An 18,250-nucleotide genomic window follows, 5' to 3' on the forward strand; every position below is an offset into this window, starting at 1 on the left:
CCCCCCTATAAACTAGATCAGCTCAGCTTCCCTCAACGCTGCCAACCTCTCAACACAGTTTGGACAAGCTCCGCAAGGAACATCGCTGTATATTTGACAAGAAAATGTAGCTCCAATCGGAACTTTCAGCTCTTCAGCCATCCTTGCAACATCAGCTTTACTTAATTCTCTAAAAGGAAGCTTAAAGCGCACAGGCCCAATGTCCTCTGCGAATTCACCCAATTCATTAAAAAACGCACTCGAGCAATCCAACTCTTTTGCATGGTTGCTGTTAATGAATCCAGAATAGACCTCTCGGATCTGCAAAGTCTGCGCAAAGGCCGACGCAGCTGAAAAAAAGATCAGTGTTCTATATGGGATATACATATCGTTGTCACTAACAGGCTCCTCCCACAAATTCGGTTCTCGAATTAGTCGAGATGTCGAGTTCTGGAAAACGTCTGAAATATCAAGTCTAACTGCCTTTTCCACAAGCTTATGGGACAGCACATTGTGAAGAGTCTCCCATTCTTTTTCTACGCAATGTTGACCATAATCAAAGAAAAGTGGGACGACTCGCAATCCTTGACTAATCAACGAATACATCACTGTAGTTGAGTCAAGACCGCCAGATGCCAGAACAATGACTTTAGTCATTTACTGTCTCCTTGGAGAGCAGATTGAACACAGCATTAATACAACTATCAATTTCTGATGAATATACGTCAGCCCCGGCTATAACCATTGTGTTGTTAGCCTCATTGTCGGGGTCATAGACAACAACCGGTATTCCTCGTTCAATCGCGATTCCTATCTCAACGAGTGTGCCAGGGTCTTTGTTGATTGGGATAGCGAAGAGCAAGCTACATTCTGAGAGTATCTGCAAATCACGATCATACGTTTCTTGCAGTTGATTGTACTCAGATCCTTGGGGCAACTGCCCATTCTCCTGAACCGGTCGTCTCACCCTAAAGTTATGGTACTTTAACGCAGAAACCACATGCTCAATATGTCGTCGATCAATATAATCAAAATCTGGAGCAGCCAAATATATGCTTAGTTCTTGTCGATCAACCCAAGGAACAACAGTTCCTCCAAGGTAAAGCAACTCTTCAGCACTGAGCTTCTCAGAACGTAAAACATACATCTTGAACGTATCCACATTAGTCGTTTGCGAATACGCTGAGCTTGCTTGAACAGCTCTCAACCCGGCTTCTTGGAGCTTTTTTTCATCAAGCAAAGCAGTCACATACCTTGAAGCAAATACATCCCCTACCCCTACAGAATTTAGCGTTACTCCCAACTGAGACGGCAACACAATTTCCTTTGCTTCGCCGCAAACCAAGACACGTGCTCCACCTCTGTTTTCTTTGAAGACAAAAGTTTCGCAGCCTAAATCGAAACAATCTGAGGCCAGCTTGGCGACATCCTGATTGTAAACTTCCAAAAACAACTTGGAGGATGTCGACATGAATACAGTTTCAATCTTCCAACTTTCCGAAGCAAGATCTCGAACATCACCTACATCATAAGCTACATCAATGTGCAGCTTGGTACTGGGACATGAGTAACGTTGAACTTCAGAAAGCGGGAACTCACCGGGAAACAGCAAAATGTCATTGTATTTTCTCTGTTTCTGTTCATCGTTAGGTACGGGTTCAAAGGACTTTTCATGACGAAGAAGATTGTCATACTCTTGATCGCTCACCTCTGTTGGGTCGAAGATCAACGTTACATTTGGCGCCCCGTCCACATAACCGAAAACCTCAAAATTTGAGCACCCCAGCATTTCAAAGTACTTTCTAGCACTTTTTTCCAAATATCGCGGAAGAACTACAGCTACATCAAAGTCACGATCCCATGCCCACATTCCTCTTGCGGCATGGGTCACGCCCCCCAACCTAAGCTTATTTTCTTGCCCCTTTGGAGTAATCGTCACATCAACAATTACCTCGCCAACCAAAAGGATCCGCTTTTCGTTATCGTTCGTCATGCTGGTGCAAAATCCACAGTCACTTTAGCAACTGTACCATTGCTGGAGCTAATAACTGTGCCGTTATAAGTGCGCCCCGCCTTCATACAGCCAGCAAGATAGTTAAGGCTTGTTGGAAGGTTCCCAATATCCTCACCTGCAATGGTCTGAGCCACCAACCTCTTCTTATGAGCGACAATTACATCGGTTCCGACAGGAGGAACAGTGCCCCTAGAGGTAAAATAAGTACTGTGATTCACATCCTCCAGCGCTGTAGAAAATGCTCGTTCACAACGGTCTCCTTGACCGCCATTTCCATCTGCCCCGCCTGAGCTGGAACTTCCGGATTTTCCAGAGCTTCCAGGATAGTCCGAAAAACTACCCGAACCAGTACTGCCCATGACTATTCCTCCCTTAAGCTGAAAATCTTTTCTTGATTTGAGTATATATACTTACATTCTAAAAAAATTAATCAACCTAAACGTATCATTCTAGAAATATTTTCTATGAAAAATTGAACGCACCAACCTAAAAAGCCGACGCTGTGCGTCGGCTTTTTGCAGATTCAGACCATGGTAAATCAGACGTTATCTTTTGCGCAGACGCGACGGTTTTGCCTTGGGCTTGGGCTTTGGCTTTTCTTCCTTTTCCCGGTGGATTTCCGGGGTCAAAAATTTCGTCGGTGTTTTCGGATCGAAGTTAAGCGCCTTGAGGCTTGTGGCGAAATGTTCTGACACCGGTGCTTCGATCACAACCCGGTGGCCCGTCACCGGATGGGGAAAATCAATCGCGCGCGCATGCAGATGCATCTGATTTGACATGCCATCAATGAAGGCCTTCGCCCCACCGTATTTACCATCGCCCAAGATGGGGCATTCCATGGCCTCACAATGGGCGCGCAACTGGTGCGTACGTCCGGTCAAAGGCGACAGCGCCAACCAGGCCGCACGGCGTCCGGCGCGGTGCAGCTGACGATAGACCGTCTGTGCTGATTTACCCTGCTTCTCGTCGATGACCATTTTTTCCCCGCCCTTACCGGCAAGCTTTGCCAGTGGTGCGTCAATCAGGCCTTCGCGCTCAACCGGGGCGCCGGTGACAATCGCCCAATACAGTTTCCGGGTGGACTTGTCCTTGAACGCCTTGGTCAGGGCATGGGCCGCCGACGATGACCGCGCAAGCAGAAGGACACCACTGGTATCCTTATCGAGCCGGTGAACCAGTTTCGGGCGTTCCTTGCTGTCGAGTTTTAGCGCATCCAGCATGCCATCAACGTGAATGGACGTATTGGTCCCGCCCTGCACGGCCAGACCGGCGGGTTTATTGATGGCCAGAACAACTTCGTCATAGAAAATGACGGAATCGCGCAAAGCCTGAAGTTCGGCTTCGCTGGCATTGGATTTTGCCGGGCCGTCGTGTTTGCGCTGCGGACCTTCGGACGCACTATAGGCGCCGTCTTTGGTCCATGGCTCCGAACCGCCGCCCGACATCACGGGAACCGGCGGCACACGAATTTCCTGCCCCGGCTCAACACGCTGGTTGGCCTTGGCACGTTTGCCATCAACACGGATTTGACCGCCGCGCAGAAACTTTTGAACCTGTCCGAATGTAAATTCAGGACAGTTGCGCTTAAACCAGCGATCAAGCCGAACGTCGGCGTCCTCAGCCTTGACCTTGCGCAGAGTGACACCACTCATTGCAGAATACCCCTTACCAGCGCGATTGCGCCAAACAGTGCGGAAATGCCAACCACAACAGAGACAATAATATATAGGGCCGTCAGCCCCAGATTGCCCCGTTCATATAGGGTCGCAACATCCAGCGAAAAAGTCGAAAAGGTTGTAAATGCCCCTAAGAACCCGGTGACAAGCAGCGCACGTATTTCCGGCGAAAGCGATAGCTTAAGCGCAGAAATCTCAAGCAGTGCCCCCATCAGGAACGAGCCAACGATGTTAACCGTCAAGGTTCCCCAGGGAAAGCCGCCGCCCATGATCGAGCCCATCATAACCGACACACTGTGACGTGCGACAGCACCAATGGCCCCGCCCAAGGCAATCGAAGCGATAAACAACGGTGAAAATTGCATGGCGCGGAACCTATTCCCTCAAAGATCAAAAGTCACGTGTGAAAACGTCATGGGCCCAAGGCGATAACAGGATCATAATTTGCCAATAGCACACTTTTTTCGCGTTCGTGGGTCTATCAGACCTCAGTCACGCCAATTTTTCAATCTTCACAGCATCAAAGCCCCTTTGAAACATCCTTTGGTTCAAGGGTTTGCCGCACATCCCGCAGCCATGCACGCGTGCGTTTTTCATTTTGCTGAAAATCATCCCGGCCATAGACCGATTTGGCAAACAGGCAGAATGTCGCCCCGGCCTGATCCGGGACTGACATCAGTTTTAACTCGACCCAATCAGGAAACTGAAAGACTTTGCTGCGGGCCAGAAACTGCAAACTGTGCGCTCCAACACTGCCGTCGGTCAGCTTCATGCCGTGATCTGGTGCGGTTGCGATAAAGGCCCTCCCCAACTTTGCGACGGACGCATCAAACTGTGGGCTTGTCATCTGTTGACCACCCCGCGGGGCCAAACCATCCGGGCAGGATAGAAAATAGTTTGGCGTGTCTGGTAATTCCGAATTGGGATCAAAGACAAACTGCGGCGGCTCCCCCGCCGTCAGCATCATGCCAAGCAATCCGGAAAACCGTACAACGGCAAATATCCCGGCCAAAACCAGAAGTCCCCAGATCATGATTGCTGTCAAACGTCTCACCCGCTGCGCACCTGATTGAAATGACACTTGGCATGTTACCCGCCAACCTCAGGAAACGTAGCGCGAAACCCCACAAAAGCAAAATGCCCAACTGTAAAACAGTCGGGCATTTTTTTTAAAACAGGTCATCGTTAACGTGCGTTGAGGGAGGGGGGAGATGTTAACGATGCCCCATTTCACATCAGATCAGCACTGCAACAGGTCGATCTTTAATTGGTTTGGTTAGGCCGCAACCGGAAGCGAAGCAGCTTCGACATTGGCAATCGCACGCTGCATGGCTTCTTCTGCGTTCACCGCAAAGCCAGAAGCATCAATGATTTCAACTTCGGTAATGCCGATAAAGCCAAGGACCTGCTTCATGTAAGGCGTTGCAAAGTCAGCCGGGCTGTTGACCGGAACGCCACCCGTGGCAACAACCACGTAAGCTTTTTTACCTTCAAGCAGGCCAACCGGACCGTTTTCAGTGTACTGGAACGTCACACCGACGCGGGCAATCATGTCGACCCATGCTTTGAGCGTTGAGGGAACGGCGAAGTTATACATCGGCGCGCCAATGACCAGAACGTCGGCAGCCTTAACTTCAGCAACCAGTTCGTCAGAGGTTGCGATAACCTGTTTCTGTTCGGCAGAACGGGAATCTTCAGGGGTGTAAAACGCCCCAACGATTTCGCCGGTCAGGGCCGGGATCGAACCGGTGCCGCTTAGATTGCGTTCAACGATTGTGGTTGATGCATTTGCGGAAACAATACGGTCGATCAGTTTCGATGCAATCTGGCGGGAGTTGGAATTCTCACCATTCACAGATGCGTTCACGTGCAGAATATTTGTCATTTTCAATCTCCAAGTCCGTGCTTAATTTGATGAAAGCACCCTACTTGGTTTCGGATTGAATGATTATCCTGCGAATTTTCACTTAATTGTTTCCATTTTGACAACTAAACAACCGTCAGTTATTCTCGCCCCGTCCCTTTTGTCGTTCATGGCGTAAGCGATCAAAATACTCCACCCGTTTTTTCAGATCGCGCTCAAATCCGCGTTCAACCGGTTCATAGAAATTCTGACGGCGCATGCCATCGGGGAAATAGTTTTGCCCGGAAAAACCATCTTTCTGGTCATGATCGTAGGCATATCCGGTGCCATAGCCAATATCAGACATCAGTTTGGTCGGCGCGTTGAGGATATGGGCCGGTGGCATCAGTGATCCGGTTTCGCGCGCAATCTTGAGCGATTTTTTATAGGCGGCGTACCCGGCATTTGATTTTGGCGCCAGAGCCAGATAAATGACCGCCTGTGCCAAAGCCAACTCGCCTTCGGGGCTCCCCAACCGTTCGTGAGATTCCCACGCGCTGATGCAAAACTGCTGGGCTTGTGGGTCGGCAAGGCCAATGTCCTCAACCGCCATGCGGGTTAAACGACGTGCAAGGAACTTGGGGTCCTCACCGCCCGCCAACATGCGGTTAAACCAATACAGGGCCGCATCAGGGTCCGAACCGCGAATGGATTTATGCAGCGCACTGATCAGATTGTAATGACTGTCATCGCCCTTATCATATATCGGCACGCGTTTTTGCACAGTGCGGGCAAGTTCGGCCACGCCAAGCGGACCATCCTCGTCACTGGGCGGCATGGAAAACAGTTCTTCAGCAAGGTTCAAACAATAACGGCCATCGCCATCGGCCATGGCACGCAATGTTTCGCGGGCTTCGGGCGTTACCGGCAGTTCAAACCCCATTTCCTTTTCCGCACGGACCAGAAGTTCTTCAAGCCCCTGATCGTCAAGGCGCTTCAATACCAGAACCTGACACCGTGACAGAAGTGCCGCGTTCAACTCGAACGACGGGTTTTCGGTCGTCGCCCCGATCAGGGTGATGGTGCCATCTTCGACATACGGCAGGAAACTATCTTGCTGGGCCTTGTTGAAACGATGGATTTCATCAATGAACAACAAGGTCGCCCCGCCGGTTGACCGCCGCCCGCGCGCGCGGTCAAACACTTTGCGAAGGTCCGCCACCCCGGAAAAGATCGCCGATAGGGGTTCAAACGCCATATCGGCAACATCGGCCATCAGGCGCGCCAACGTTGTTTTGCCACAACCGGGCGGCCCCCAAAGCACGACCGATGGCACGCGCCCGGTCTTGATCATGCGGGTGATCGGACCGTCATCGCCAAACAGGTGCCCCTGCCCGACGACTTCGTCGAGTTTCGCCGGGCGTAATCTGTCGGCCAACGGGCGCGACACCTGACTTTCAAACAATGACGGCATATCGGACCGATAGTCTCCAACTTAATCTTATGACCGGTTTGGCGCGGAACTTATCACGAACATCGATGTGATTACAGCGATAAGGCAAGAATATTGACACCTTGAGGGTCGAGGTATAGCGTGCAGATCACAAATCAGACGGAAATCTTTATGATGCAAGGCGCTGACTATACAGACCGATCTTATTGGCAGGGAACAATCAAAATGTCCTTGTCGAAGTTCTTTGTTCTTTCCGTTCTGCATCACAAACCGATGCATGGCTATCAGGTCGTTCAGGCGGTTGAAAAAACCACCAATGGATGCTGTTCGCCATCAGAAGGAACCGTCTATCCGGTTTTGAACGAGTTTGAGGCCGGCGGATATATGACATCCCATACCGAAGTGGTGAACGGTCGCCAGCGCAAGGTTTACGCCCTTACCGATAAGGGGCGCGATGCGTTTCGGGTGGCCACCGAAGCCTGGATGAATGTCACCCAGCATATCCTTGCAACCCGCGATGCGGTTGCCCCCGATACCGACCAACAGAACCCCAGTGGAAATGATTGCTGTGCGTAGTCCGTTTTTTTGCCCATATACCTCGATGATCGAGGTATAATATCATGACCACCGTTCCAAAGAAGCTTCCGATTGTCCTTGCACTGGGCACTGTGCAAACGCTGGCTTTTGGGTCAACGCTTTACCTTCCTGCTATTCTGGCCGAGCCAATGGCCAACGATATCGGGGTAACGCCGGGTTGGGCATTTGGGGCGTTTTCACTTGCCCTTGTGGTGGCGGCTCTGCTTGGTCCGGCGGCCGGGGCCCGGATTGACCGGTATGGCGGTCGCAATGTCATGACGGTTTCAAGTCTAGTGCTTGCCGCGGGCCTTGCCCTGCTTGGGCTGGCGGATGGTATTGTTGGAATATGTCTTGCGTGGCTGATCATTGGGGTCGGCATGGCCACGGGACTTTATGAATCCGCCTTTGCCAGCCTGACCGTCATTTTCAAAAGTGACGCCCGAGGCCCAATCACCGGCATCACGCTGATTGCCGGATTTGCCAGCACAATTTGCTGGCCGATCTCCGCATGGTTTGAAATCGAATATGGATGGCGGATCACCTGCTTTTTCTGGGCGGCGATGCATATTGTCCTCGCCCTGCCCTTGAACCGCTTTTTCATCCCGGCAGGCAGCAAATCGCCCCAGACAGATATCGCACAAAAATCACACGCAGAAGACCGCCCCGTCGAAACCGTAAAAACCAACTATTTTACGATGCCGATGGTGTTGCTGGCTTTTGTCTTTGCCGCCAGTTGGTTTACCGCAACGGCGATGGCTGCCCACTTGCCGCGGCTGTTACAGATTTCCGGGCTTGATACCGCAGATGCGATCATTGCCGCGTCACTGGTCGGGCCTGCACAAGTCATCGGTCGTTTGTTTGAGTTTGGTTTTTTGCAACGCATGCATCCCCTGATTTCAGCACGACTGGCTGCGATCACCCACCCGATTGGAAGCGTGCTTTTTCTGATCTTTGCGGGACCCGCCAGCATGATTTTCACCAGCCTGCATGGCATGGGGAATGGTATCCTGACCATTGCCAAGGGCACGTTGCCGCTGGCGATATTTGGTCCAACGGGATACGGAAAGCGACAGGGTTTTCTGATGGCGCCGTCTCGCTTTGCTCAGGCCGCCGCCCCCTTCGTGTTTGGGGTTCTCATCGATGGATATGGCATGCAGGCACTGTTGCTAACTACGTTGCTGGGGATATTGACCCTGCTGGCGTTGATGGCTCTTAAAGTTACAGCTTCGGCGAAAGAAACGGATTGATCCGCATCTTTCGCCGAAGAAAACTCAAAGTGTAAATTCGCCGGTCAGGACCTTGCCATCGCGTTTGACCGCGATTTTCCAGTCCTTGCTGCGTTCACCTGCTGTGACAACTTCCTTCAGGCGGGCAACCGAGTCAATTGCTTCGCCATTGATTTCCACAATATAGTCGCCGGGCTGTAACCGCGTGCGCCGTGCGAGGCTATCACGCGCCACACCAAGCACCACCACACCAGTACTTAGGGTGTTGGTCCCAATTTCGTCGGCCAGTGCCGGGTTCATATTGGCAATCTTGGCCCCGCTAAACGGATTGCGGCCCTCAATAATGCTTTCATCGCGCGCAGGCAGTTCCGGTGCAACTTCAAGCGGCAAGGTCAGCATCACCGATGCCCCCTGACGCAGGACCGAAAGTTCCGCCCCGCCGGTCAGCTCCAGGGTCGCAATGCGGAATTTCAATTCGTTGGGGTTATCAACCGCAAGTCCGTTGACGGCAACAACAACATCTCCGGGATGCAAACCGCCGCGTTCTGCCGGGCTGCCGTCGCGAATTTCGCTGATCAGAACGCCATGTGGGCGGTCAAGTTCCAATGAAGACGCCAAATCCGCTGTTACCGCCTGCCCGGCAGCACCAAACCACGGGCGGCGCAAATCACCACTGATCAGACCGCGCATGACCACCTTGACCATATTGACCGGCACGGCAAACCCGATGCCGTTTGATCCGCCAGACTTTGTAAAGATCGCCGAATTCACCCCAATCAGCTTGCCATCGATATCAATCAAGGCACCGCCGGAATTCCCCGGGTTAATGGCCGCATCGGTCTGAATGAATGACTGGTAGTCCTGTCCGGTGACACCGGCACGCGCAAGTGCCGATACAATCCCGCTGGTGACGGTTTGCCCGACCCCGAACGGGTTGCCGATGGCAAGAACAAGGTCACCGACCTCGACCGCATCTGAATCGCCAAATGTAATCGATGGCAGTTCGGCATCAACGTCGCGCAGTTTCAAAACGGCCAAGTCCGTGCGTTCGTCCGATCCAACCAGATCGGCATCAAATTCACGGTTATCATGCAAGACCACACGAATTTCACTGGCCCCGTCAATCACGTGATGGTTGGTGACAATCGTGCCATCCCCCGAGACAATCACACCAGACCCAAGCGAACGTTCAACGCGCTGACGCGGGGCCCCAAAGGCACCGCCGAACCGATCACCAAAGAACTGCTTGAAGAACGGGTCATTGAAGAACGGCGATCGCGCACGTTCCGACACGACCTTTTTGGTATAGATGTTCACAACTGTCGGGGCGGTTTGCTTCACCAATGGCGACAGCGACATCTTGATTTCTGTCTCGCTGGACGGAAGTCGTCTGTCTTCACTTTGCGCATGCGCGATGCTGGTGGGGCCGGAAACCGCCATCAGGCAGGTTACCGCAATCGTGAAAATGGTCGGAATCCATCTTGCTTGCACGTCGATCTCTCTTATCGCTGTCAGATTATCTGATTGGAAATGCGTTTGGGGGGAAGTCCATAAACGCACCCTGCCCCAAAAATTAAACCATCGGAAGAGGCAGGCTAAAGAATTAGGGTTTTCAGAACTGCCGCGCAACCTTGGCAGAAATATGAACAAAGGTGCGAAATACTGATTTAAGCAAAATTCGCAGGCAACCTTGGCCGTTGCACAGGGCAAAAGAAAACGGGCGACACCATATGGCGCCGCCCGTTTTTATTTCTTAAAGGCCGAAGCGGTGCTTATTCAGCAGATGCTTCTTCGCCTTCGCTCTCTGCTTCAACACGGGCGCGGTCTTCTGCACCCTTTGCATCGGCATTGCGTTCAACAAGTTCAATCACCGCAACCGGAGCGGCATCACCGTAACGGAAGCCAGCTTTAAGAACACGGGTGTAACCACCCGAACGCTCTTTGTAACGCTCAGCGATTTCGCCGAACAGCTTGGCAACGATTTTGTCATCACGCAGGATCGAAATAGCCTGACGGCGTGCATGCAGGTCGCCCCGCTTGCCCAGCGTAATCAGTTTTTCGACGTAAGGGCGAAGATCTTTGGCCTTCGGAAGAGTGGTTTTGATCTGCTCGTGGGTGAGCAGCGAAACGGCCATGTTGGCAAACATCGCCTTACGATGGGACGACGTACGATTAAGTTTACGGCCGTGCATACCGTGACGCATGGTAACTCTCCTTAATAACCTGGCTTCGCTCACGAAACCGATTGTAAAACCGCGCCGCCACCCTGATCAAAGCCAGGTCATGCACGTGCGGTGTGGGCAACTAGCCCGCCGGAAACGCCAAACAATTTGGTTTTCCCGGTTTGGAGCATAAATGCTCCGATCACGACCCGAAGGCCGAAGACCCGTTATTAAAACGGATCTTCGAACTTACGAGCGAGTTCTTCGATATTTTCCGGCGGCCAACCGCCGACTTCCATACCGAGATGCAAGCCCATCTGAGCCAGTACATCTTTAATTTCGTTCAGCGACTTACGGCCGAAGTTCGGCGTACGAAGCATTTCTGCTTCGGTCTTCTGAACAAGATCACCGATATAGATGATGTTGTCGTTCTTCAGGCAATTTGCCGAGCGGACCGAAAGTTCAAGCTCGTCAACCTTACGAAGAAGGTTACGGTTGAACGGCAGTTCGTCTTCTTTCTTCTCTTCGACAACCGCTTCCGGCTCATCGAAGTTGACGAACAGCGACAGCTGGTCCTGAAGGATACGAGCAGCCAAAGCGACCAAATCTTCCGGGGTCAACGCACCGTTGGTTTCAACGGTAAGTGACAGCTTGTCAAAATCGGTATCCTGACCGACACGGGTGTTTTCCACCTTGTAGGCCACTTTACGGATCGGGCTGAAGATTGCATCGATCGGAATAAGACCAATCGGTGCATCCGAAGAGCTGTGACCGCTTGCTGCGACATAGCCTTTACCGTTATCAACGGTAAATTCGATGTTCAGCGTCGCACCATCATCAAGATGGCACAGCTCGAGATCCGGGTTAAGGATTTCGATGTCAGCACCGGTCTGAATCTGACCTGCGGTGACGGCACCAGGGCCGGTCGCCTTCAGGGTCATTTTCTTTGGACCTTCGGCATGCATGCGCACGCCCATGGTCTTAATGTTCAAGATGATGTCGGTGACATCTTCACGGACACCCGGGATCGACGAAAATTCGTGCAATACGCCGTCGATCTGGATCGCGGTAACCGCTGAACCCTGGAGCGACGACAGCAGAATGCGACGCAGCGCGTTACCCAGAGTCTGACCAAAACCGCGCTCCAGCGGTTCCGCCACGATCGTACCAACGCGGCTGGCGTCTGTACCCGGAGTAACATCAAGCTTGGTCGGCTTAATCAGTTCCTGCCAGTTCTTTTAAATCACGAGACCCACCTTCGCAACTGGAGCCTAATATAAGGAGAGCAAGTTTTGCCCTCATGAGAAACGCGAAGGGGCCCGGGTGCACCGGGCCCAAACGCGGGGTCGTCCGCAGATCGACGCGATTAGACGCGACGACGTTTACGCGGACGGCAACCGTTATGCGGAATCGGCGTTACGTCTTTGATCGACGTAATCGTGAAACCAACAGCCTGAAGCGCACGCAGTGCAGATTCACGTCCCGAACCCGGGCCTTTAACCTGTACTTCAAGAGTTTTCATGCCGTGTTCTGCAGCTTTTTTACCTGCATCTTCGGCAGCCATCTGTGCAGCATATGGTGTTGATTTACGCGAACCGCGGAAACCCATACCACCAGCGGTCAACCAGGAGATGGTATTCCCCTGAACGTCAGTGATGGTAATCATGGTGTTGTTGAAGGTCGCGTTTACGTGCGCGATACCGTTCGTAATGTTCTTGCGCTCGCGACGACGTACACGAGTCTGCTGAGGAGCTTTCGCCATTGTCTCTGTCCCCTACCTTACTTCTTCTTGCCTGCGATCGGCTTAGCCGGTCCCTTGCGGGTGCGAGCGTTGGTGTGGGTACGCTGACCGCGTACCGGGAGACCGCGACGATGACGCAGGCCGCGATAGCTGCCCAGATCCATCAGACGTTTAATGTTCATTGCGGTTTCACGACGAAGGTCGCCCTCGACGGTGTAATCAGCGTCGATGACTTCACGAACCTTGAGAACCTGGTCATCAGAGAGTTGATGAACACGGGTTGCTGCTTCGATTCCAACCTTAGCGCAAATTTCTTTAGCTTTCGCCGGACCAATGCCGGTGATGTAGGTAAGCGCAATCACGACGCGTTTAGCAGTCGGGATGTTCACGCCAGCAATACGAGCCACTGTGTGAGACTCCTGTTTCCTGTTAACAAACCCTGCGGCAGATCCGGTTGGGTAGAGCGCTGCAAAAGCGGGCCAGCATTACTGCCAACCCGCCAGCAAAAAGACGCCCTGCCCGGGAAATTACCCCAGGATGGCTTCAATCTCGCGCGTAACTTCGTCGATTTCAGCCATCCCGTCAACTGTTTTCAGCTTACCGACCTTTTCATAGTAAGGAATGATCGGTGCTGTTTGCTTGTGATAAGCTTCCAGCCTAGAGGTGACCGTCTCGGCGGTGTCATCCGCGCGACGTTTGAATTCGGTGCTTTGACAAACGTCGCAGACACCTTCTTCAACCGGTTTCTGGAACTCGTCATGGTATCCCTGCCCGCATTTGGCACAGGTATAGCGACCGACAACACGGGCCACCAACGCTGCATCATCCACACGCAGTTCAATCACATAATCAAGTGCCAATCCTTTGGTTGCCAGCATATCGTCCAAGGCTTCCGCCTGGGCCGTTGTGCGTGGGAACCCGTCCAGGATGAAACCGTTTTTGGTATCATCCTGGTCAAGTCTTTCAGAAATCAGACCGATCATAAGATCGTCGGATACGAGTTTCCCCGCGTCCATGACTTCCTTTGCCTTCTGCCCCAGTTCCGTGCCAGCTGCTACCGCTGCACGAAGCATGTCGCCCGTTGAGAGCTGAACCATGCCGCGTCCTGTTTCAAGACGCTTTGCCTGAGTACCCTTGCCCGCGCCGGGAGGGCCAAGAAGGATAATGTTCATTTTCGTCCGTCCCCCTGATATCCGTAGTCGCTTCTTTATCGGCGGCGACCACGCAGTTTGGATTTCTTGATCAGGCCTTCATACTGATGAGCCAGCATATGAGACTGAACCTGTGCAACGGTATCCATCGTAACCGTTACAACGATCAGCAAGCTAGTCCCACCAAAGTAGAAGGGTACAGACCATTCTGCGATCAGAAGCTCTGGCAAGATACAAACGAACGCCAGATAAGCTGCACCGATCACCGTCAAACGGGTCAGAATGAAATCCAGATGATTCGCGGTATTTTTACCCGGACGGATGCCCGGAATAAACCCACCGTGTTTCTTCAGGTTGTCTGCCGTATCTTCCGGGTTGAAAACAACCGCCGTGTAGAAGAAGGCAAAGAATACGATCAGGCCAATATACAGCGCGATATAAAGCGGCTGTCCGCGACCAAGCAATGCCGTCACCGTCGACAGCCACACAGGTGCATCAACACCGGTGGTGAACTGTGCCACCGAAAGCGGCATGAGGAGCAACGAGCTTGCAAAAATCGGCGGGATCACACCGGCAGTGTTGATCTTGAGCGGCAGGTGCGAGCTCTGACCTTCCATAACCTTCATGCCAACCTGGCGTTTGGGATACTGGATCAGAACGCGGCGCTGCGCACGTTCAACAAAGACGATGAACGCAATAACCGCAATCGCCAGAACGATGATCGAAATGATCGCAAAGGCTGAAATCGCGCCAGTACGGCCAAGTTCCAAAGTACCGGCAATCGCGCTAGGCAGACCGGCAACAATACCGGCAAAGATGATCAGCGAAATACCGTTACCAATGCCACGCTGGGTGATCTGTTCACCAAGCCACATCAGGAACATGGTACCACCAACAAGCGTCACAACAGCGGTAAAGCGGAAGAACATGCCCGGATCATGAACAGCAGCACCGGTTGAACCGGTCATGCTTTCAAGACCAACAGCAATGCCCCATGCCTGCACCGTTGCAATCACAACTGTCAGATAGCGGGTATATTGATTAATCTTTTTGCGGCCCTGCTCGCCTTCTTTCTTGAGAGTCTCAAGAGTTGGCGAAACGGTCGTCATCAACTGAATGATAATCGAGGCCGAGATATACGGCATAATATTGAGCGCAAAGATCGTCATACGACCCAACGCACCACCGGCGAACATGTCAAACATGCCCAGAACGCCGCCTGCATTCTGACGGAAAATGTCAGCAAGAATAGACGGGTCAACACCAGGAACCGGAATATAGGTCCCCAGACGATAAACAATAAGCGCGCCCAACGTGAACCAGATACGTTTTTTAAGCTCAGTCGACTTAGTAAAAGACGACCAGTTCAGGTTCGCGGCAAGCTGCTCGGCGGCCGATGCCATGCACTCATCTCCCAATACACTAAAACTGGAGGGTCCGGTCCCGCAAATTAATGGAACCGGACCCTCACGAAGTCATTATAGGCTTATTCTGCGGTTTTTGCTTCAGCGACCGGAGCAAGAACCTTAACCGAGCCGCCGGCTTTCTCAACAGCTTCAACAGCTGCTTTCGAAGCACCGGTAATCTCGATGTTCAGTTTCGCTTTCAGTTCACCTTTAGCAAGAAGACGCAGACCGTCTTTCTGCGGACGGGCAAGGCCTTTTTCTGCAAGAAGAGCTACGGTGACATTCGCACCTTCTTCAAGATCACCGTTATCAACGGCGGTCTGAAGGGTACCAAGGTTTACAACACCGAACTGTTTCTTGAACAGGTTCGTAAAGCCGCGTTTCGGAAGACGGCGATAGATAGGCATCTGCCCACCTTCGAAGCCATTAATGGCTACACCTGAACGGGACTTCTGACCCTTCTGACCTGCGCCAGAAGTTTTGCCTTTGCCCGAACCGATACCGCGACCGACGCGGGTACGCGCTTTACGCGCACCCGGGTTATCGGCAAGTTCGTTGAGTTTCATCGTTCAACACCTTTTCGATCTGGGGTCAATCAAGCCTCGTCCACACGGACGAGGTGTTTGACCTTTGCGATCATACCGCGAACAGCTGGTGTATCTTCCAGCTCACGAGTCCGGTGCATTTTGTTCAGGCCAAGACCCACAAGGGTCTGACGCTGATCTGCCGGACGTCCGATCGGCGAACCCGTCTGGGTAACGCGTACAGTCGCTTTTTTCTTAGCAGCCATATCGAATTACTCCTTTTCGAGAACGGCGGCCGCAGCCGAACCGCTATCGCGACGGGCAACGACGTCACCGACTTTCAGGCCACGCTTAGCAGCGACCTGACGCGGAGACGCACCGTTGACCAGAGCGTCAAGGGTTGCGCGGATCACATTGTGTGGGTTGTTCGAACCGGTACATTTGGACACAACGTCCTGAACGCCCATGGTTTCGAAAACCGCACGCATCGCACCGCCGGCAATGATACCGGTACCAGCCGGAGCCGAGCGAAGGACAACCTTGCCTGCACCGAAATGGCCTTTGGTATCATGGTGAAGGGTACGCCCTTCACGAAGCGGAACGCGGATCATGTTGCGTTTGGCTGCTTCGGTGGCTTTACGGATCGCTTCTGGAACTTCACGGGCTTTACCCGTGCCGTACCCGACGCGACCGCGCTGGTCACCGACAACGACCATTGCGGAAAATGCAAAACGACGACCGCCCTTAACGACTTTCGCGACGCGGTTGATACCAACCAGCTTGTCAACGAGTTCGTTTTCTTCACGGGCTTTCGGCGCCTGCTGCTGCTGTTGATTCTGGTTACGTGCCATGGTCGTGCTCCTTAGAAGTCTAGACCGCCCTCACGGGCGGCATCGGCCAGAGCTTTCACTCGGCCATGGAACAAATACCCGCCACGATCGAAAACGACCGTTTTCACACCAGCTTTAACTGCACGTTCAGCAATGGCTTTGCCAACCAGAACAGCGGCTTCGGCATTACTGCCTTTGCCTGCAAGGGCTTTCTCTGCCGTCGAAGCAGCCACCAGGGTGGTGCCAGCGACGTCGTCGATAACCTGTGCATAGATGTGAGCGTTCGAACGGTGAACACAAAGGCGCGGGCGACCGGCCGCTTTCTGGCGGATCGCAAAACGAACGCGACGTTTGCGGCGCTCGAAAAGGCTTCTCACGTTTTTCATCGTGCCAGTCCTTACTTCTTCTTGCCTTCTTTGCGCAAGATATACTCGCCTTCGTAACGGACACCTTTGCCTTTGTAAGGCTCCGGACCGCGCCAGCCGCGTGCATTTGCAGCGAACTGACCGACAAGCTGTTTATCTGCGCCAGAGATGGCGACAAGGGTCGGCTTTTCAGCAACGACGCTAAGACCCGTAGGGATCTCCATTTCCACGTCGTGTGAGAAGCCAAGCTGCAGAACAAGTTTGTTGCCTTGAACCTGCGCACGATAACCAACACCAGTGATTTCCAATTTCTTGGTGAAACCTTCTGAAACCCCGGAAACGAGGTTCGAGATGTTCGCACGGGTGGTACCCCAAAGGGCACGAGCGCGCTTACTATCATTTTTCGGTTTCACCCAGATCTGGTTATCTTCCTGGGTAACGGTTACGTCCGAGGTCAGAGACAAGTTAAGCTCACCGAGCTTACCTTTTGCACTGATCTGCTCTTCGTTCAGGGTGATGGTAACGCCGTTAGGCACGACCACCGGATTTTTACCTACTCGCGACATCGTTGGCCCTCCTTAGAATACCTTGCAGAGGATTTCGCCGCCGACATTCTGTTCGCGAGCCTCCTGATCCGAAAGAACTCCTCGCGGAGTGGACAGGACTGCGATGCCCAAGCCATTGTATACCTTCGGAAGATCTTTGATCTTCGAATATACACGACGACCCGGGGTCGAGACGCGGTCGATCTGCTTAATCACACCTTCGCCCTCAAAATACTTGAGTTCGATGCTGATTTCACTGATGCCCTTGCGAATTTCACTTACATTATAACCGCGGATGTAACCTTCGCGCTGGAGAACATCCAGCACACCAGTACGCAGTTTCGAAGCCGGCGAGACAACGCTGGATTTCCCAACGCGCTGACCGTTACGGATACGCGTGAGCATATCACTTACGGGATCGGTCATCGACATGTGATGTCCTCCTTACCAGCTGGATTTCACCATGCCCGGGATCTGACCACGTGAAGCAAGTTCACGAAGTGCGATACGGGACAGGCGGAATTTGCGATACACACCGCGCGGACGACCGGACAACTGGCAGCGAATACGCTGACGGATGCGGGCCGAATTACGCGGCAGCTGGGCGAGTTTAATCACAGCCACGATACGATCCTCAGGGGACGTTTCGCGGTTGCCGATTACCGCTTTAAGGGCGGCACGCTTGGCAGCAAATTGCTTCGCCAGGCGTTCACGTTTGAGTTCACGCTCTACAGCGCTCTTCTTGGCCATGGGCCAACC

At 52.7% G+C, this 18,250-nt stretch carries 24 protein-coding genes; 2 read left to right on the forward strand and 22 right to left on the reverse strand.

Annotated elements, in window-relative coordinates:
* Positions 1-12 precede the first annotated feature (12 nt).
* The 8 genes from AC0VXT_RS12990 to AC0VXT_RS13025 form a co-directional block, all read right to left on the reverse strand.
* Positions 13-636 (reverse strand): 7-cyano-7-deazaguanine synthase, encoded by a 624-nt coding sequence (locus AC0VXT_RS12990; RefSeq protein ID WP_475545779.1) that lies wholly within the window; start codon positions 634-636, stop codon positions 13-15.
* Entirely contained in the window at positions 629-1,972 is a 1,344-nt protein-coding gene (locus AC0VXT_RS12995; protein WP_475545780.1) for a nucleoside 2-deoxyribosyltransferase, read from the reverse strand. The genes AC0VXT_RS12990 and AC0VXT_RS12995 overlap by 8 nt, the downstream gene beginning before the upstream one ends.
* Positions 1,969-2,352, reverse strand: a complete 384-nt coding sequence (locus AC0VXT_RS13000; protein ID WP_475545781.1) for a hypothetical protein — start codon at positions 2,350-2,352, stop codon at positions 1,969-1,971. Before AC0VXT_RS13000 ends, AC0VXT_RS12995 begins: the two co-directional genes overlap by 4 nt.
* A 186-nt stretch (positions 2,353-2,538) precedes the next feature.
* Positions 2,539-3,645 carry an RluA family pseudouridine synthase gene (locus AC0VXT_RS13005; protein WP_475545782.1) on the reverse strand — a complete coding sequence of 369 codons (1,107 nt, stop codon included), beginning with the start codon at positions 3,643-3,645 and terminating at the stop codon, positions 2,539-2,541.
* A complete protein-coding gene (crcB, locus tag AC0VXT_RS13010; RefSeq protein WP_417823612.1) occupies positions 3,642-4,034 on the reverse strand; it encodes a fluoride efflux transporter CrcB in 393 nt (130 codons plus the stop codon). Before crcB ends, AC0VXT_RS13005 begins: the two co-directional genes overlap by 4 nt.
* A gap of 155 nt (positions 4,035-4,189) precedes the next feature.
* Positions 4,190-4,723, reverse strand: a complete 534-nt coding sequence (locus AC0VXT_RS13015; protein ID WP_475545783.1) for a hypothetical protein — start codon at positions 4,721-4,723, stop codon at positions 4,190-4,192.
* A 222-nt stretch (positions 4,724-4,945) separates the two neighbouring features.
* Complete coding sequence (locus tag AC0VXT_RS13020) at positions 4,946-5,554, reverse strand: FMN-dependent NADH-azoreductase (RefSeq protein WP_101303402.1); 609 nt, start codon at positions 5,552-5,554, stop codon at positions 4,946-4,948.
* 115 nt (positions 5,555-5,669) lie between these two features.
* Positions 5,670-6,986, reverse strand: a complete 1,317-nt coding sequence (locus tag AC0VXT_RS13025) for a replication-associated recombination protein A (RefSeq protein WP_475545784.1) — start codon at positions 6,984-6,986, stop codon at positions 5,670-5,672.
* 204 nt (positions 6,987-7,190) lie between these two features.
* On the opposite strand from AC0VXT_RS13025, the gene AC0VXT_RS13030 reads away from it, so the two are divergent.
* Positions 7,191-7,541 carry a PadR family transcriptional regulator gene (locus AC0VXT_RS13030; RefSeq protein ID WP_181951548.1) on the forward strand — a complete coding sequence of 117 codons (351 nt, stop codon included), beginning with the start codon at positions 7,191-7,193 and terminating at the stop codon, positions 7,539-7,541.
* A gap of 44 nt (positions 7,542-7,585) precedes the next feature.
* Entirely contained in the window at positions 7,586-8,788 is a 1,203-nt protein-coding gene (locus tag AC0VXT_RS13035; protein ID WP_475545785.1) for an MFS transporter, read from the forward strand.
* 24 nt (positions 8,789-8,812) lie between these two features.
* Here the strand turns inward: AC0VXT_RS13035 and AC0VXT_RS13040 are convergent, their stop codons facing one another.
* The 14 genes from AC0VXT_RS13040 to rpsN all read right to left on the reverse strand — a co-directional run bounded on the left by AC0VXT_RS13040 (position 8,813) and on the right by rpsN (position 18,241).
* Positions 8,813-10,258 (reverse strand): DegQ family serine endoprotease, encoded by a 1,446-nt coding sequence (locus AC0VXT_RS13040; RefSeq protein ID WP_475545786.1) that lies wholly within the window; start codon positions 10,256-10,258, stop codon positions 8,813-8,815.
* A 281-nt stretch (positions 10,259-10,539) separates the two neighbouring features.
* On the reverse strand, positions 10,540-10,971 hold the full coding sequence (rplQ, locus tag AC0VXT_RS13045) for a 50S ribosomal protein L17 (protein WP_101303398.1): 432 nt from the start codon (positions 10,969-10,971) through the stop codon (positions 10,540-10,542).
* Between the two features lie 188 nt (positions 10,972-11,159).
* Positions 11,160-12,152, reverse strand: a complete 993-nt coding sequence (locus AC0VXT_RS13050) for a DNA-directed RNA polymerase subunit alpha (RefSeq protein WP_475548584.1) — start codon at positions 12,150-12,152, stop codon at positions 11,160-11,162.
* Positions 12,153-12,295: 143 nt separating this feature from the next.
* On the reverse strand, positions 12,296-12,691 hold the full coding sequence (rpsK, locus tag AC0VXT_RS13055) for a 30S ribosomal protein S11 (protein WP_475545787.1): 396 nt from the start codon (positions 12,689-12,691) through the stop codon (positions 12,296-12,298).
* 17 nt (positions 12,692-12,708) lie between these two features.
* On the reverse strand, positions 12,709-13,077 hold the full coding sequence (gene rpsM, locus AC0VXT_RS13060) for a 30S ribosomal protein S13 (RefSeq protein ID WP_022734167.1): 369 nt from the start codon (positions 13,075-13,077) through the stop codon (positions 12,709-12,711).
* Between the two features lie 120 nt (positions 13,078-13,197).
* A complete protein-coding gene (locus AC0VXT_RS13065; RefSeq protein ID WP_022734166.1) occupies positions 13,198-13,842 on the reverse strand; it encodes an adenylate kinase in 645 nt (214 codons plus the stop codon).
* A gap of 35 nt (positions 13,843-13,877) precedes the next feature.
* Positions 13,878-15,224, reverse strand: coding sequence for a preprotein translocase subunit SecY (gene secY / locus AC0VXT_RS13070; protein ID WP_102783192.1), 1,347 nt, complete (start codon positions 15,222-15,224; stop codon positions 13,878-13,880).
* A gap of 83 nt (positions 15,225-15,307) precedes the next feature.
* Positions 15,308-15,793, reverse strand: a complete 486-nt coding sequence (rplO, locus tag AC0VXT_RS13075; RefSeq protein WP_022734164.1) for a 50S ribosomal protein L15 — start codon at positions 15,791-15,793, stop codon at positions 15,308-15,310.
* 29 nt (positions 15,794-15,822) lie between these two features.
* On the reverse strand, positions 15,823-16,017 hold the full coding sequence (gene rpmD, locus AC0VXT_RS13080; RefSeq protein WP_022734163.1) for a 50S ribosomal protein L30: 195 nt from the start codon (positions 16,015-16,017) through the stop codon (positions 15,823-15,825).
* A 6-nt stretch (positions 16,018-16,023) separates the two neighbouring features.
* Positions 16,024-16,602 (reverse strand): 30S ribosomal protein S5, encoded by a 579-nt coding sequence (gene rpsE, locus AC0VXT_RS13085; RefSeq protein ID WP_022734162.1) that lies wholly within the window; start codon positions 16,600-16,602, stop codon positions 16,024-16,026.
* Positions 16,603-16,613: 11 nt separating this feature from the next.
* Positions 16,614-16,967, reverse strand: a complete 354-nt coding sequence (rplR, locus tag AC0VXT_RS13090) for a 50S ribosomal protein L18 (protein ID WP_022734161.1) — start codon at positions 16,965-16,967, stop codon at positions 16,614-16,616.
* A gap of 11 nt (positions 16,968-16,978) precedes the next feature.
* Positions 16,979-17,512: a 50S ribosomal protein L6 gene (rplF, locus tag AC0VXT_RS13095; protein WP_022734160.1), complete on the reverse strand. Its 534-nt coding sequence runs from the start codon at positions 17,510-17,512 to the stop codon at positions 16,979-16,981.
* 12 nt (positions 17,513-17,524) lie between these two features.
* Positions 17,525-17,923 carry a 30S ribosomal protein S8 gene (gene rpsH / locus AC0VXT_RS13100; RefSeq protein WP_022734159.1) on the reverse strand — a complete coding sequence of 133 codons (399 nt, stop codon included), beginning with the start codon at positions 17,921-17,923 and terminating at the stop codon, positions 17,525-17,527.
* Between the two features lie 12 nt (positions 17,924-17,935).
* A complete protein-coding gene (rpsN, locus tag AC0VXT_RS13105; RefSeq protein ID WP_022734158.1) occupies positions 17,936-18,241 on the reverse strand; it encodes a 30S ribosomal protein S14 in 306 nt (101 codons plus the stop codon).
* Positions 18,242-18,250: the final 9 nt, after the last annotated feature.

The sequence above is a fragment of the Thalassospira sp. Z349TD_5 genome, assembly GCF_056173045.1.